At 62.4% G+C, this 16,505-nt stretch carries 11 protein-coding genes; 5 read left to right on the top strand and 6 right to left on the bottom strand.

What is annotated here, in order from left to right; genetic code table 11:
• The first annotated feature begins 458 nt into the window (after positions 1-458).
• Positions 459-2,168, top strand: coding sequence for an alpha/beta fold hydrolase (locus KDW95_RS02300; RefSeq protein ID WP_255854630.1), 1,710 nt, complete (start codon positions 459-461; stop codon positions 2,166-2,168).
• A 970-nt stretch (positions 2,169-3,138) separates the two neighbouring features.
• Here the strand turns inward: KDW95_RS02300 and KDW95_RS02295 are convergent.
• The gene (locus KDW95_RS02295) at positions 3,139-4,491 is read right to left on the bottom strand and encodes an aminotransferase (protein ID WP_255854629.1); all 1,353 of its coding nucleotides are present in this window, start codon (positions 4,489-4,491) and stop codon (positions 3,139-3,141) included.
• 205 nt (positions 4,492-4,696) lie between these two features.
• Positions 4,697-6,160 carry an NAD-dependent succinate-semialdehyde dehydrogenase gene (locus tag KDW95_RS02290; protein WP_255854628.1) on the bottom strand — a complete coding sequence of 488 codons (1,464 nt, stop codon included), beginning with the start codon at positions 6,158-6,160 and terminating at the stop codon, positions 4,697-4,699.
• A gap of 155 nt (positions 6,161-6,315) precedes the next feature.
• On the opposite strand from KDW95_RS02290, the gene KDW95_RS02285 reads away from it, so the two are divergent.
• A complete protein-coding gene (locus KDW95_RS02285) occupies positions 6,316-7,275 on the top strand; it encodes a LysR family transcriptional regulator (RefSeq protein ID WP_255854627.1) in 960 nt (319 codons plus the stop codon).
• Here KDW95_RS02285 and KDW95_RS02280 read toward each other — a convergent pair.
• Both KDW95_RS02280 and ftsH read right to left on the bottom strand, forming a co-directional pair.
• The gene (locus KDW95_RS02280) at positions 7,260-7,703 is read right to left on the bottom strand and encodes an SPW repeat protein (RefSeq protein WP_441813622.1); all 444 of its coding nucleotides are present in this window, start codon (positions 7,701-7,703) and stop codon (positions 7,260-7,262) included. The genes KDW95_RS02285 and KDW95_RS02280 overlap by 16 nt on opposite strands.
• 46 nt (positions 7,704-7,749) lie before the next feature.
• Positions 7,750-9,648, bottom strand: coding sequence for an ATP-dependent zinc metalloprotease FtsH (gene ftsH, locus KDW95_RS02275; protein WP_255854625.1), 1,899 nt, complete (start codon positions 9,646-9,648; stop codon positions 7,750-7,752).
• A gap of 181 nt (positions 9,649-9,829) precedes the next feature.
• Between ftsH and KDW95_RS02270 the strand changes: the two genes are divergently transcribed.
• Complete coding sequence (locus tag KDW95_RS02270) at positions 9,830-11,047, top strand: bifunctional alpha/beta hydrolase/OsmC family protein (RefSeq protein ID WP_255854624.1); 1,218 nt, start codon at positions 9,830-9,832, stop codon at positions 11,045-11,047.
• Here the strand turns inward: KDW95_RS02270 and KDW95_RS02265 are convergent.
• The gene (locus tag KDW95_RS02265; protein WP_255854623.1) at positions 11,044-12,282 is read right to left on the bottom strand and encodes an MFS transporter; all 1,239 of its coding nucleotides are present in this window, start codon (positions 12,280-12,282) and stop codon (positions 11,044-11,046) included. The two genes, KDW95_RS02270 and KDW95_RS02265, sit on opposite strands and share 4 nt — an antisense overlap.
• Positions 12,283-12,472: 190 nt before the next feature.
• Here KDW95_RS02265 and KDW95_RS02260 point away from each other — a divergent pair, with 190 nt between their 5' ends.
• Positions 12,473-12,889, top strand: coding sequence for a PilZ domain-containing protein (locus KDW95_RS02260; RefSeq protein ID WP_255854622.1), 417 nt, complete (start codon positions 12,473-12,475; stop codon positions 12,887-12,889).
• Positions 12,890-12,969: 80 nt separating this feature from the next.
• Here the strand turns inward: KDW95_RS02260 and uvrB are convergent, their stop codons facing one another.
• Complete coding sequence (gene uvrB, locus KDW95_RS02255; RefSeq protein WP_255854621.1) at positions 12,970-14,982, bottom strand: excinuclease ABC subunit UvrB; 2,013 nt, start codon at positions 14,980-14,982, stop codon at positions 12,970-12,972.
• Between the two features lie 276 nt (positions 14,983-15,258).
• Between uvrB and KDW95_RS02250 the strand changes: the two genes are divergently transcribed.
• Positions 15,259-16,446 (top strand): pyridoxal phosphate-dependent aminotransferase, encoded by a 1,188-nt coding sequence (locus KDW95_RS02250; protein ID WP_255854620.1) that lies wholly within the window; start codon positions 15,259-15,261, stop codon positions 16,444-16,446.
• Positions 16,447-16,505: the final 59 nt, after the last annotated feature.

Below are 16,505 nucleotides of genomic sequence, written 5' to 3'. Positions count from 1 at the left end.
CATAAACTCTGTCATGTCGGGTTACGCCCTGCGGGCTAGCCCGACCTACATTGGCAGCTGGGCCGCCTAGCATTCAGCAGAGCGTGACGAAGACACCCAGGTGTTTGAGCGGCATGCGCGAACCGGCAGGCCACGGGATCGCACGGACTTCGTTGCACATCTTGAGACTGTTGCTGGAAAGGTACTTGCCCCAAGGCGTCCAGGACGAAAGGGAAAGGCATAGATGGAGGTAGGTATACGTTCCTCGGAGCTCCGCCCTGAATTCCGTCAGGTTTCAACGGCTACGGGACGGCGGCGATTCACCGATTGTCGATTCAACGGCTAGAATTTCAGCTAGTGACCTTATCCCGACGCTAACGCAGTCGCGACAGCATACCCGGCCGGCAGCCGGGCACATCAGGAGGCGGTGAAGCGCCTTTTCAGGTCGACCTTTCAACTGATCGCCAGGGAGTTCACGGATGAAAAAACCTGTACCAGTATTCGAACGTCGCGGCGACTCCCGGGAGCTGGTGGTGTTGCTGCACGCCTACTCCCAGTCAAGGCAACACCTGCATGCGCTGCGAAGCCGGGTCGCGGCGTCGAAGCCCGACGCCGATATCCTGATTCCCGACCTGCCGCTCGGGCTGTTCTCTTTCGCGGACTGCTCGGAGGTGATCGCGGACCTGCTGCGACGGATAGACCGTTGCTGGGAGGAAGGCGGCCCGTACGAGTCGCTGGTGCTCGTCGGCCACAGCATGGGCGCACTTCTGGCCCGCAAGCTGTACGTCTGTGCCTGTGGCGAGAATCCGCAAGCTCCGTTCGACGAACGTCTGTACTCGCTGGAGCCAAGGCCCTGGGCGAGCAGCGTGCAGCGCCTCATCCTTCTCGCGGGGATGAACCGCGGCTGGGCAATCAATCATCACCTGTCGCTGCTCAACGCCGTGCTCTGGACGCTGGGCGTGCTGACCGGACGCCTGCTGTCACTGTTCCGTCCCGGCAAGCCGATTATCCTGTCGATTCAGCGCGGCGCCATTTTCATCACCGAGCTGCGCCTGCAGTGGTTGCTGATGCGCCGCCGTGCCAACGAAAAAGGTGCAGGCGGCGCCCTGACGATCCAGCTGCTCGGATCCATCGACGACATGGTCTCGCCCGGTGACAATATTGACCTGATATCGGGCCGCGACTTCGTCTATCTCGACGTGCCGCACTCCGGCCATGCCAATGTGATAGAAATGGACGACTCGGCCAAAGGGCACGAACGCGCAGCTGTTTTCGAACGTGCCCTGCTGGCGGATCGGGAAACACTGGAGGCCGAGCAGGCGTTGCCGGCGGACAACGCCGCCGGCGAGCCGCAGCCGGATGTCACCGATGTCATTTTCGTGATCCATGGCATTCGCGATGCCGGCTACTGGACCCACAAGGTCGCACGCCGGGTGCGCGAAAAAGGTAAACGCTGTGGCCGCATCGTCGCCACCGAAACCTCCAGCTACGGCTATTTCCCGATGCTTCGCTTCGTCCTGTCGGAGGAAAGGCGCATCAAGACTCAGTGGTTCATGGACCAGTATGTCGAGGCGAGCGCACTCTATCCCAATGCCCGCTTTTCCTTTATCGGCCACAGTAACGGCACCTACCTGCTGGCCAGCGCCCTGCGTGACTACCGCTGCTGCCGCTTCGACCGCGTCGTCTTCGCCGGCAGCGTGGTGCGCCGGCAGTACGACTGGGACCGCTATATCGCCAACGGGCAGGTCAGGCGGGTCGCCAACTACGTCGCCTCCGCCGACTGGGTCGTCGCCTTCTTTCCCAAAGCACTGCAGACCCTCGGGCTGCAGGATCTCGGCAGCGCCGGCCACGACGGCTTCCACTCGCCCGCGGTCAGCCAGGTCACTTACGTCCGCGGAGCCCACAGCGCCGCGCTCAACGAAGACAACTGGGACGCTATCGCCGACTTCATCCTTGGCGACGACGAAGCCCACGCCAGCGAACCGCTGATCCGCAGACACCGCAGTCCGCTGGTCTGGCTCCCCGGTCTGCTGGCACCTCTGATCTGGCTGCTGCTCGCCGCCCTGCTCGCGACCATCGGCTACGCCATCACCCTGACCCACAGCGACTGGGGCTGGGCGCAGTGGCAGACAACGCTGCTGTTCGTCGGTTATATCATGCTGGTTTGGACGGTTTTAACGCGGCTGTAGGGCTGAAAAAGCGGTTTACTCTGGCAGGAAATGTCCTGCACCAGGCCCGGGATCGACGCCCCGAAGACGACCTGAACGAGAATTTTTTAACATGACATTATCAAGATCGGCAAATTCTGAAATATCTTTACGAAGTCTAAGATCCGCGACGGGTAACGACCCTAAGCGACGATCCAGGTCGAACGCACGGCTCAGAGATCAAACATCACCGAGCCTCCGATATAGCAGAACGGCCCACTCCCCCTTATGAGCAGAAAAATGCTCCTGCATTTTTCTGGCTACCGACCATCCGTGGCCGTATGCCGGCGAGCACCGGCGTTATTGTGCGATCAGGCCAGCAGGAGCGAAACAGGGACTGTATCGCCGCCGATTAGCATATGGATGTGCACTCCTTGCCTTGAAGGCCGGCCGCCCGCAGGATGACCGCCAGGGATGGCGTAAAATTCGTTATTGCAGGAGCAAATAACGATAAATACGTCCCTGACCCCGTCGCTCCTCGGCTTTGGCATCCTGCGTCGCTCTACCTCCCACATCCCTGTAGTCGTGCGCATGCACCCGCAGCATGATCGCCACGGATGGCGGGAATGCAGAAAATGCAGGAGCATTTTTCTGCCGTACATCCTGTACATAAACCCTGCTCCTGCGCATCCATGCGCCCGCAGGATGACCGCCAGGGATGGCGTAAAATTCGGTATTGCAGGAGCAAATAACGATAAATACGTCCCTGACACCGTCGCTCCTGCGCATCCGTGCGCCCGCGACATACCGTACATCCTGTACATAAACCCTGCTCCTGCGCATCCATGCGCCCGCAGGATAAATACGTCCCTGTATAAAAAAAGCCGCCTGGATAGGCGGCAAAGCTATGATCGGGAGTGCGTATCCGATCAGGGTGTGGCAATCGCGCCCTGGTGCGGCAGGTTGCGATTGCCCGTGAGAACACCGAGGTTCTTGAGCTATAAAGCAGCCGTCATCGGGACAAGAGTTTTTCCCGGGTGACGAAGTCCTGGGTATCCGCCAGGGCCTTGCCAAACTTCTCGATCAGCTCGTCGATCTGCGCCTCGTTGATGATCAGCGGCGGGCAGAAGGCAATGCTGGAGCCGGCCACCGCCCGGGTGATCAGGCCGTGCTGTTCGCAGGCGCGCTGGGCGAAGGCGCCCACGGCACCACCGTCGAATGCCCTGCCACTGGCCTTGTCGGCCACCAGTTCGATGGCACCGATCAGGCCGCGGCCACGCACCTCGCCCACCAGCGGATGGTCGCGGAACGCATCCAGCCGGCGCTGCAGGTAGTCGCCCATGCGCGCGGCATGGCCGAAGATATCGTCACGCCGGTAGATTTCCAGCACCTTGAGCGATACCGCGCAGGCCACCGGGTGGCCCGAGTAGGTATAGCCGTGGCCAAAGACGCCAAGCTTGTTGCTGGGCTCCACCATGGCATCGTACAGATCCCCCCGGATCACCGAGGCGCTGATCGGCATGTAGGCCGAGGACAGCTGCTTGGCCAGGGTCATCAGTGCGGGACGTTCGATACCCACGGTGGTGCAGCCAAAGTCGTTGCCGGTGCGGCCAAAGCCGGTGATGACTTCGTCGGCCCAGAACAGGATGTCGTACTTGGCAAGAATCGCCTGCACCTTTTCGTAGTAGCCCGCCGGCGGCACGATCACGCCACTGGCACCGGTGATGGGCTCGGCGATAAAGGCCGCGATGGTATCGGGGCCTTCGCGCAGGATGAGCTGCTCCAGGTTGCTGGTGATGCGCGTCACGAAATCCGCCTCGCTTTCACCGGCCAGGGCACCGCGGTAATAGTGCGGTGCATCGGTGCGCAGGATGCCCAGCGCCTCGACCGGCAGGTCGAAGTTCGTCTGGTTGATCGGCAGCCCGGTCAGGGATGCCGCCGCCACCGTCACCCCGTGGTAGGAGCGTTCGCGGGCAATGATCTTGCGCTTTTGCGGCCGGCCGATAGCGCTGAAGTAGTAGCGCAGCAGCTTGATATGGGTATCGTTGGCATCGCTGCCGGAGCTGCCAAAGAATACCCGCGCGTTATCCACCGGCACCATCTCGGCCAGGCGCTCGGCCAGCTTCATGCCGCCCCTGTGGGTCTTGCCGCCGAACATGTGCGAATAGGCCAGCTTGCCCATCTGCTCGGCCGTGGTGTCGATCAGCTCACGGTTGCCGTAGCCCAGCGACGTACACCAGAGTCCGGAGAGGCCCTCGAGGTACTGCTTGCCATTGCTGTCGTAGACGTAAACACCTTCGCCGCGTTCGATGCTCAGCTGCTCGGTGGCGGCCAGGTTGGTGGTTGGGTAGATAACAGCGCTCATTGTCTATGCTCCTGCCCGGACAGTCTGTCGGGCTTGGCCGATCGTAGCGAGGGAAAGACCGATTTGAGTTAGTTTTTGAGCTCTTTCGAGGCAAATAGTGGTTCTATTTAACAAGAAAGAGTGCAAAAAATAATCCCTCTTTACCGGAGAGAATCGGCTTTTCCGCAGTAGATCAGTGTTAAGTCCGAAAGGCTGCCTAAACCGCTTAGCGGTCCAGTCCGCCCATGCAGATGAATTTAACTTCCAGGTAATCGTCCAGGCCGTACTTGGAGCCTTCACGGCCCTGACCGGACTGCTTCATGCCGCCAAAGGGCGTGGCATCGGAACCCAGGGCGATTTCGTTGACACCGACCATGCCGAAATCCAGACCTTCGCTGACGCGCCAGACCCGGCCCACATCACGGGTAAAGACGTAGGCCGCCAGGCCGAATTCGGTATCGTTGGCCATCTCGATGGCCTGGGCTTCGGTGTCAAAGCGGAAGATCGGCGCCACCGGGCCAAATATTTCCTCACGCGCCACGCGCATGCCCGGCACCACGTTGCTCAGCACCGTCGGCTGGTAGAAGTGATCGCCCAGGGCATCGACCTGGCCGCCGGTTTCAACCCGTGCGCCCTTGGCCACGGCATCGTCCACCAGGGACTGCACGTTGCGCACCGCCTTGGTGGTGATCAGCGGGCCATGGGTAGACTCGGCATCCAGGCCATTGCCCAGGCGGAATTCGTTCACCTTGGCGGTGAATTTTTCCACGAAGGCATCGTAAACGCTGCTCTGTACCAGAATGCGGTTGGCGCAGATGCAGGTCTGGCCGGAGTTGCGGTACTTGGCGGCGATGGAACCGGCTACCGCGGCGTCCAGATCCGCATCGTCCAGCACGATGACCGGCGCGTTGCCGCCCAGTTCCATGGAGGTGCGTTTCACGGTATCGGCGCTCTGCTTCATCAGCAGCTTGCCCACCGGGGTGGACCCGGTGAAGGTCACTTTCTTGACGGTGGGGTTGGAGGTCATCTCGCCACCGATCGCCGGTGCGTCCGTACCCGGCAGTACGCTGAACAGGCCCGCCGGTACACCGGCGCGTTCCGCCAGTACGGCCATGGCCAGGGCAGACAGCGGGGTTTCCGCCGCGGGCTTGACGACGATGGCACAACCCACGGCCAGCGCCGGCGCCACCTTGCGTGAAATCATCGCGTTGGGAAAGTTCCAGGGCGTGATCGCCGCCACAACACCCACCGGCTGCTTGATGACGATGGAACGACGGTCGTTCTGCGCCGGGATCACGTCGCCGTAGACACGCTTGGCTTCTTCACCGAACCACTCCACAAAGGAGGCACCGTAGGCGATCTCGCCACGGGATTCGGCCAGCACCTTGCCCTGCTCCAGCGTCATCAGCAGCGCCAGGTCTTCCTGGTTGGCCATGATCAGCTCGAACCAGCGACGCAGCACATTGGCACGGGTTTTGGCCGGCTGGGCTTTCCAGCTCTGCATGGCAACCTCTGCTGCCTCGATGGCACGGCGGGTTTCCGCCGCACCCACCGACGCCACGTCCGCCAGGTGCTCGCCATTGGCCGGGTTGGTCACGGAGAAGGTTTCACCGCTGTCGGCATCGACCCACTGGCCATTGATGTACGCCTGGGACTGCAGCAGGCTAGGGTCTTGCAATGTAATGCTCATGTTATCGTCGCCTCATGGTTTGGCTGGCCCGCGCCTGGAAGCGCGCCGGCTGAATCAGGGTTACAGTTATAAGCCAGGCTTGCCTTGCTTAATATGATGATTTAAAGAATCATACATTTGCATATTTAATTGTATTAATCGACCTCAGGTGCACGATGGGCAAACGCAAAACGGCAATCAGCGGCCAGCTGGCCGACATGGATCTGCGGCTGCTGCGGGTATTCAAAACTGTAGCCGACTGTGGTGGCTTTACCGCCGCCGAGGTCGAACTCAACCTGGCCAATTCCACCATCTGCAACTACATGGCGGACCTGGAAAAACGCCTGGACATGCGCCTGTGTGAACGGGGCCGGGCGGGCTTTGGCCTCACCGAACAGGGCAAGATGGTATACGAGGCAACCCAGGAGCTGCTGGCGGCGATGGACCAGTTCCGCAACCGGGTCAACCAGTCCCACGACCGCATCATGGGGCATCTGGACCTGGGCTGCGCCGAGCACATGCTCGGCCTGCCCCGCAGCTTTCTGGTGGATGCCCTGGGACGCTTTGCCGACAAGGCCCCCGATGTGCGCCTGCGTATCGCCACCATGTCCTCCGAAGAGGTCGTGCCGGCGGTGATGGACGGGCGGGTGCAGATCGGCATTACAGTGCTGCAGGCCGACATGCCGGGGCTGAAAAGCCTGAAACTGTACGACGAGCAAATGTTGCTGTACTGCGGCCGCAAGCATCCGTTGTACGGGCGCAGCGACGCCGATATCCATATTGACGAACTGCAGGCCTACCGTTTCGTGGAGTCGCCCCGACTGCTGCCCGGGCGGGAGCTGCACCCGGCCATGAGCGGCTGGAACAAGCAGGTTTCGGCCCACCACCAGGAAGCCCGCGCCACCCTGATCCTGACCGGGCACTACCTGGGGTTCCTGCCGCGGCACCTGGTGAAAAGCTGGGGCTGGGGCGAAGAGATGCAGCCGCTGCTGGAAACCCAGCTGGGCTATACCAACAGCTTCTACGCCATTACCAAGCCACGCAGCGAACGCAACCTGGTGGTGGACAGCTTCTTTGCCTGCCTGCAGGATGCGCTGGCGACCCGCTGGCCCCCGGAGGATCAGGCGGCCTTGTGACCACCACGGCCCAGCATGATCACCAGGGACCATACCGAGTCGGCACCCACCAGCAAGCCGACGACAACGCTGTTCCACATGGCCGCCGGCATGCCGGCATAGCCCAGCAGGAAGGGCGAGACAACCAGCCAGGCGCCCAGCGCCAGCAGTACCCACTCTTCCCATACCTGTGTTTTGTTCAGTACGGCGATGGCGAAAACGGCGACCGCGACGCCCACGATCACGGGATTCCACAGCGCCAGCATCACGTCCGTTGCACCGTAGCCCAGCACAAAAGGTGAGATAACCAGCCAGGCCCCAAACAACAGCATCAGCCAGTCGCGCCAATGTACCTTGAATTGTTCGATATTCATGACCCACCTCCCCACCGTTGTCCGGCTCCACTGACCCTGCAGTTGTGCATCCCGGTGCAGCGACCAAGGCGACATCCAGTCAACCTCCTCTACTTATTTCATGGGTGGGTTTTACGGATTTTCAATGCCCGCGACCCGCGCTACTGCCCTGCCCCGCGGCTTTGGGGCAGGCATCGATAAGGGCGCCGATGTCGTCCGCCTCCAGGGTTTCCTTTTCCAGCAGCGCCCGGGCCACGGCGTCCAGCAAGGTGCGGTTGTTTTTCAGCAACTGCGCTATCTCGACCTCCCGGTGCTTGAGCAGCGTGCTGATTTCCTCGTCGATCACTTCGGCTGTGTGCTCGCTGAAATCCCGCTGCTGCGCCATTTCACGTCCCAGGAAGACGTGTTCTTCACCGCGCTGGAACGCCACGGGACCAATCTTTTCGCTCATGCCCCAGTGCGTCACCATATGGCGCGCCAGCCGCGTTGCCTGCTTGAGATCGCCTTCGGCACCGGAACTCACTTCGCCGAAAACCAGTCGCTCGGAACTGCGTCCGCCCAGCATCACGCCAATACGGTCGTACAGATAGCTCTGCCTGAAGTTGTGCAGTTCCTTGTCGGGAATCTGCTCGGTCACCCCCAGCGCCTGCCCCCTGGGGATAATCGTCACCTTGTCGAGCGGATCGGCATGGGGCAGCAGGCTGGCAACCACCGCATGACCGGCTTCATGGAAGGCCACCAGGCGCTTCTCGTCGTCGCTGAGCAGCATTTCCCGCCGCCCCCCCAGCACCACCTTGTCCCGCGCCTCCAGCATGAGCGCCATGTCAACCTCGCCAGCCCCCTTGCGCCCGGCCAGCAGCGCCGCTTCGTTCACCAGGTTTGCCAGGTCCGCCCCGGAGAAGCCCACGGTCAGGGCCGCCATACGCACCAGGTCAACGTCGGCCGCCAGGGGCACGTTCTGGGCATGAATCCTCAGGATGGCCTGGCGCGCCTTTCTGTCCGGCAGGTCCAGCGTCACCTTGCGGTCGAAACGGCCCGGTCGCATCAGGGCGGCGTCGAGCACATCGGGCCTGTTGGTCGCCGCCAGCACCACCACGGCCTCATGGGGTTCAAAACCGTCCATCTCGTTGAGGATCTGGTTCAGCGTCTGTTCCCGTTCATCATGTCCACCGCCGAGCCCCGTGCCGCGGGCCCGGCCGATGGAATCCACCTCGTCAATAAAGATAATGGAGGGCGCCTCTTTCTTGGCACTTTGGAACATGTCCCGCACCCGCGACGCCCCCACACCGACAAACATCTCGATAAACTCGGACGCGCTGATGCTGAAAAAGGGCACATTGGCCTCACCGGCCACGGCGCGGGCGAGCAGCGTCTTGCCGGTGCCAGGCGGCCCCATCAGCAGTACGCCCCGCGGAATCTTGGCCCCCAGTTTGCGGTAGGGTTGGGGGTCACGCAGGTAGTCACTGATTTCACGCAGATCCCGCTTGGCATTTTGCAAGCCGGCAACATCATCAAAGGTCACCCCGGGCTGGCCCCTGTCGAACCGCTTGGCCCGCGACTTGGCAAAACCAAAAATACCGCCACCACCACCGCTGCTACCCATCATGCGCTCCTGCATTTTGGTGCTGGCATACCAGAACAGGCCGATAATCAGCAGCCAGGGCACCAGCCCGATCAGCAGGCGCGCCCACCAGCTGCCGCCCTCCGACCGTACCCGCACCTCGACACCGTACTGCTCCAGCAGGGGCATCAGCTCCGGATCATCGATCGGTGGCAGTGTGGTGACAAATTCCTTCACCATCCGGTTGGCCGTCGCCTGGGAGCCGGGTTCGGGGGTACGAAAGGTGCCGCTGACCCGTTCGCCCTGCAACACAACGCTCACCACCTGCTCGGCCCGGACCCGGTCCTTGAAGGCGGTATAGGAAAGATCAGCCTGGTATTGGCGTTTAGAGGCATCGAGCCAGAATATGGAGAAAAACAGCGCCGCCACGAACCAGATCACCAGGCGCACACCCGGACCCGGCCCCGGGGCGGGACCCATTCCTGCTGGTGTATTTCCGGGCTGCTTGTCGGCCATTTGACTGCACTTTTGGCTGGTTAAACGCACTCTTGCAGTGTAGTTGACAGCACAAGCGCCCATTGCACCTCAGCCCATCCCTGCAAAGCTGTCTATGGTGTAGTGCACCTGTTTCAGACAACGGATACTCCCCTGGAGGTACAACGTGGCAGCACAGCGAACCCGACTCAACTTTCCCAGCAAGGGCGTGGAACTGTCCGGCCTGCTGGAAATCCCGGCGCAGGGCAGCCGGGGCTTTGTCCTTTTTGCCCACTGCTTTACCTGCGGTAAGGACATTGCGGCGGCATCCCGCATTGCCCGCGAACTGACCGGTCGCGGATTCGCCGTGCTGCGGTTTGACTTCACCGGCCTTGGCAACAGTGACGGTGACTTTGCCAACAGCAACTTTTCCTCCAACGTCGACGACCTGGTGGCGGCAGCCGACTACCTGCGCGACCACTACGAGGCGCCGCGCCTGCTGATCGGCCACAGCCTGGGCGGTCGGGCCGTGCTCTCGGCCGCTCACCGCATTGCCGAAACCGCCGCGGTAGTGACCCTGGGCGCCCCGGCCGATGCCCGGCACGTCATCAGGCAGTTCGCCGCCCAGGTGGAGGGGATCGAGTCCAGCGGCGAGGCGCAGGTCAGCCTCGGCGGGCGCGCCTTCAGTATCCGCAAGCAGTTCCTGGATGACCTGAGCCAGGACAACGACGACATTGAGCGCCTGCGCACCCCCTTGCTGGTGATGCACTCGCCGCTGGACAGCACCGTGTCCATCAGCCAGGCCGAGCAGATCTACCGCCGCGCCAAACACCCCAAAAGCTTTGTCAGCCTGGATACAGCCGATCACCTGCTCAGTCGCAGGGAAGACACCGCCTATGCGGCCAGCGTGATCGGCGCCTGGAGCGAAAAGTACCTGACACCCGTGCCACAGGTCGCCACCCGGGACAGCGGCACCCGCAACGGTGAGGTGGAGATCCGCGAGCACAATCACCGCTTTACCCGCCGGGTCAACAGCGATCACCACCAGTGGCTGGCAGACGAGCCGCTCAAGGCCGGCGGCGATAACCTGGGGCCTGATCCCTACGAGCACCTGCTCGCGGCGCTGGGCACCTGCACCTCCATGACCCTGCGCATGTACGCCAACCACAAGAAGATCCCGCTGGACGATGTTCAGGTCAGCCTCAGTCACAGCCGGCAACACCGCGAGGACTGCGAGGGCTGCACGGACAGTGACAGCCGGATCGAGGTGCTGCAGCGGCGCATCCGGCTAAAGGGCGACCTGAGCGAGGCGCAGCGCCAGCGGCTGCTGGAAATCGCCGACCGCTGCCCGGTTCACAAGACCCTGGAAGGTCCGCTAAAGGTGGGTACCCTGCTGGTCGACTAGCCCGCTGCGCCCACCCCCTGTGCGCAGTCCCGCTGCAGTGCCCGCATGGCCACTATGCCCGCCAGAGGCCCGAGCGCCAGCAGGCTGAAGGCGACGCCCCAGCCGGCAGCCTGCTGTATCAGCGGAATCAGCCAGATGGTGGGCACCGTGAGAATAAAGCCGATAGCCAGCTGCAGCGTCAGCGCCGTACCGACATAACTCTGCTCGGCCACCTCGGTGACCAGGGTGGAGAACTGGGCCGAATCCGCCACCACCCAGAAGCCCCAGACAATACCCACCAGCAGCACCAGTAACACCGGTGCCTGCTGCATGAAACCGATCACCAGGGCGCAGCCACCGGAGAACGCCATGGCCAGGGCCGTTGCCCTGGCGCGTCCCCAGTGATCCCCCAGCAACCCACCCACCAGGCAACCCGCGGCGCCGGCACCAATCACGGCGAAGGTGCCGAACGCCGCCCAGCGGCCGGCGTCTTCCACCCCGTGCAGCACCAGGGTGCTGGCGAAGAACACCGAGAACCAGGCCCACATGGCGTACAGCTCCCACATATGGCCGAAGTAGCCCAGGGAGGCCAGCAGCACCTTGCGATCGCTGAAAACCTGCCAGGCCTTGCGCGGATCAAAGGGTGCCCGGGGAAAGGGAAAAGGTCCGTCACGCCCCAGCAACTCGGCAACCAGGCCGCCCGTCAGGGTCAGCAGTGACGTGATCACGATCACCCGCTGCCATTCCAGTCCGCCCAGGCCATTCACCAGATGCGGCGCCGCCGACCCCAGGGTAATAGCCCCCACCATGATGCCCAGCGCCGTGCCGCGCTTGAATCGAAACCAGGTCGCCATGGCCTTCATGGCCGGCGGGTACACCGCCGCCAGGCAGGCGCCGGTAATAGCGCGCAACAGGATGGCACTCGGGAAGTCGGGAGCCAGCAGCAACAGGCCATTGGCCAGGGCTGCCAGCAGGGCGCCCAGCAGCATCAGCCGCCGCGGTGCGATACGATCCGCCAGGTTCAGCAGCGCCGAACCCAGCGCCCCCGCCACAAAGCCCAGCTGCACGGCGATGGTCAGCCAGGCGGCCTGCCCGTCCACCAGGGACCAGTGCTGTACCAGTTGCGGTACCACCGCCGTGGCCGAGAACCAGGTGGTCATCGCCAGCAGCGTTGCCGCTGCAAGCACGGCAAGGCCCCACCAGCAGCCGGCGGGGTCGCGGTTCAGGGCAGTTGTGTGCTCAGGGGTATCCGGCATCGTGCGGCATCCGTTTGATCGCTATTGACGGTGACCCAGCATACCGAGGCCGCCCTGGCCTGCACAGGCCAGGGACCCACTTCTTTGGTCGCAGCGGCCAGACCGGCGGCAGCCGGCAGGCGTAGCGCACTCCTTCAGGGCACAGCGTCTATACTGCAGGCCACAGCGCCGCAAGGGAAAGGACCTGCCCATGTCACGCCATTACATCCGCCACCCCTCGGAGATCCCCATCCAGATTCTGCTGGCGGGCGAATCCCACACCCACCGCATGAAGAACGTCAGCCTGGGGGGGCTCTGTATCGAAACTGTCCATTGCCTGCCGGACAGGACCGAGGTCATCATCCGCATACCGCTGCTCATGCCGGAATTCAGCGCCACCGGCCAGGTGCGCTGGTGTCATTACCGATCGCTGGATGATGCGCTGCTGGGGATTTGCTTTGGTGACAGGGAAACCGCCTTCGCGGTGCGGATGGTGGAGCAGGTGTGCCATATCGAAAGCTATCGTCGGCAGGCCAGCCGGCGAAGCGGCATCAACTACAGCAGCGAAGAGGCTGCCGCTGAGTGGATTGCACGCTACGCACAGCACTTCCCCGACGCCAGCCAGTGAAGCCGCCCCCGGCGGGCTTTGGCCAGCACAGGAGAAAAACGAGGCCCAAGTAGCAAAGCCAGGGGGGCAGAAAAGCGCCCTCAGGCGGAATGCTTGAGGCGCTGCAGTTCATCCCGGTAATGCCCGGCCAGTTCGAACTCCAGGTTTTTCGACGCTTCGTACATCTTGTCTTCCAGCTGACTCATCGCCTTGGCGAGCTGCTTGGCCGTCATGGTGGCCGGGTCAAACTGGGTATCACTGGCCTGGGCCGCCACCTTCTTGGCCCCGCGCGTAGCCTTGCGGCCCGGAATCGTACTGGCCCCTTCCATGATGTCGGCCACCGACTTGTAAATGCCCCTGGGCACGATGCCGTGCTCCAGGTTGTAGGCCACCTGCTTGTCACGGCGACGCTCGGTTTCGGTCATGGCGCGCTGCATCGAGCCGGTAATGCGATCGGCATACAGAATGGCACGGCCATTGACGTTGCGCGCCGCCCGGCCGATGGTCTGGATCATCGAGGTTTCCGACCGCAGGAAGCCTTCCTTGTCGGCATCCAGAATAGCCACCAGCGCCACTTCCGGCATGTCGATGCCCTCACGCAGCAGGTTGATGCCCACCAGCACATCAAACTGGCCGATGCGCAGGTCACGGATAATTTCGACCCGCTCCACCGTGTCGATATCCGAATGCAGATAGCGCACCCGCACACCGTGTTCGGACAGGTAGTCAGTCAGGTCCTCCGCCATGCGCTTGGTCAGCACCGTCACGATGACGCGCTCTTCGTTGGCCGTTACCCGGCCGATCTCGGACAGCAGGTCGTCCACCTGGGTCAGGGCCGGGCGCACTTCCACCAGCGGATCGACCAGGCCGGTGGGGCGCACCACCTGCTCGGCGACCTGGCCGGCGTTGGCCGCTTCGTACTTGCTCGGCGTGGCGGAGACAAAGATCATCTGTGGCGCCAGCGCCTCCCACTCCTCGAAACGCAGCGGGCGGTTGTCCAGCGCCGACGGCAGGCGAAAGCCGTATTCCACCAGGGTTTCCTTGCGGGAACGGTCGCCCTTGTACATGGCGCCGAGCTGCGGCACGGTGACATGGGACTCGTCGATCACCACCAGGGCGTTGTCCGGCAGGTAATCAAACAGTGTCGGTGGTGCCGCACCCGGCTCGCGGCCGGACAGGTAGCGTGAGTAGTTCTCGATACCGGAGCAGTAGCCCAGCTCCATGATCATTTCCATGTCGTACATAGTGCGCTGCTCGAGCCGCTGCGCTTCCACCAGCTTGCCATGGTCTCGCAGCTGCTTGAGCCTTGGGTGCAGCTCGTCCTTGATCTGGTCGACAGCGGCGAGCAGGACTTCACGCGGGGTGACGTAATGGGTCTTGGGATAGATGGTCACCCGGGGCACCCGGCGCAGCACGGCACCGGTCAGCGGATCGAAAAAGCTGATCTGCTCCACTTCGCTGTCGAACAGCTCGATGCGCACCGCCTCGGTTTCGGACTCCGCCGGAAACACGTCGATCACGTCCCCGCGCACCCGGTAGTTGCCCCGGTGCAGTTCGACATCGTTGCGCTTGTATTGCAGCTCCGCCAGGCGACGCAGAATGTCACGCTGGTCAATTTCCTCGCCCCGGTCCAGGTGCAGCATCATCGACAGGTAGGACTTGGGATCACCCAGACCGTAGATGGCCGATACCGTGGCAACGATGATGGCATCGTCCCGCTCCAGCAGTGCCTTGGTGGCCGACAGCCGCATCTGCTCGATATGGTCGTTGATGGAGGCATCCTTCTCGATAAAGGTATCGGAGGACGGCACATAGGCTTCAGGCTGATAGTAGTCGTAGTAGGACACGAAGTATTCGACGGCATTGTCCGGAAAGAACTCACGGAACTCGCCGTACAGCTGTGCCGCCAGCGTCTTGTTGTGGGCCAGGATAATGGTCGGGCGCTGGATCTGCGCTATCACATTGGCAACGGTAAAGGTCTTGCCGGACCCCGTTACCCCCAGCAGCGTCTGGGCCACGAGACCCGACTCGATACCCTCCACCAGGGTGGCAATGGCACTGGGCTGGTCCCCCGCCGGCGCAAAGCCCGATTGAAGCTTGAATCGCTGTTTCATGAATCTACCTGCCTGAGAACGCGACCGCATATTCTACCCCCAAGGAGCGGGGTCTTGCACCCAGACACGGGATTCCCGGTCACCAGCGCCAGCCGATCTCCCCTGCAGCCCCGTACCCTGGCATAGCACCGCGCCAAAAAGTCGCGATCCTGCAGATTATATGGGTCAAATACTGCATTTTTTCTACACAAGGATTCAGACTGACAAGGGATTCCGCTATCATTGGTCGGCTTGAAAAAGCAGCAAATCCAGCACCGACTAATAGAGGATTGTGGCTTGGACGTTCAACTTTCAGACCGTGTAAACAGTATCAAACCGTCCCCGACGCTTGCGGTTACCAACCGTGCAGCCGAACTGCGCGCGGCCGGCAAGAACATTATTGGTCTGGGCGCAGGCGAACCCGATTTCGACACCCCGGACCATATCAAGCAGGCCGCCATCAGCGCCCTGAACGAAGGCTTCACCAAGTACACCGCCGTCGATGGCACCCCGGGTCTGAAAAAAGCCATTATTAACAAGTTCAAGCAGGACAACGGCCTGGAATACGCGGCCAACCAGATTCTGGTGTCCTGTGGTGGCAAGCAGAGCTTCTTCAACCTGTCCCTGGCGCTGCTGAACGCCGGCGATGAAGTGGTCATTCCCGCGCCCTACTGGGTGTCCTACCCGGACATGGTCCTGGTCGCCGACGGCACGCCGGTGATTGTCACCACGACCCAGGAACAGCGTTTCAAGATGACGGCCGCACAGCTCGAAGCCGCCATTACCGAGCGTACCCGCCTGGTGGTACTGAACAGCCCGTCCAACCCCACGGGCGTGGCGTACAGCCTGGATGAACTCAGGGCGCTGGGCGAGGTGCTGAAAAAGCACCCGCAGGTCATGGTTGCCACCGACGACATGTACGAGCACATCCTGCTCAACGACCAGCCGTTCTGCAACATTCTGAACGCCTGCCCGGAACTGTACGAGCGCACCATCGTGCTGAACGGCGTCTCCAAGGCCTATTCCATGACGGGCTGGCGCATTGGCTATGCCGCCGGCCCCGCCAAGCTGATTGGCGCCATGAAAAAGATCCAGTCCCAGAGCACCTCGAACCCCACCTCTATCGCCCAGGTGGCCGCCCAGGCCGCGCTTGAAGGCGACCAGGGCTGCGTGGCCGAGATGGTGAAGGCCTTCCGCCAGCGTCACGACTATGTGCTGGAAGCCCTCAACGCCATCAAGGGCGTTGAGTGCATCCCGGCGGACGGCACCTTTTATGCGTTCCCGAGTTTCCAGGGTGTAATCGATGCCGATCCGCGCTTCGAGAACGACCTGGACCTGGCCGAGTTCCTGCTGAACGAAGCCGGTGTCGCCCTGGTACCGGGCTCGGCCTTCGGTGCGCCGGGCAACATGCGCCTGTCGTTCGCCACCAGCCTGGCAACCCTGCAGGACGCCATCGGCCGCATCAGCAAGGCCCTGGCGGGCTAATTCTGCTTTCACTACAGTACTAAAAACGGGCCCTGCGGGGCCCGTTTTTGTATCCATCT

This window comes from Marinobacterium rhizophilum, from assembly GCF_024397915.1.
Taxonomy (GTDB): domain Bacteria; phylum Pseudomonadota; class Gammaproteobacteria; order Pseudomonadales; family Balneatricaceae; genus Marinobacterium_A; species Marinobacterium_A rhizophilum_A.
This window is presented reverse-complemented; position numbering and strand designations above follow the sequence as displayed.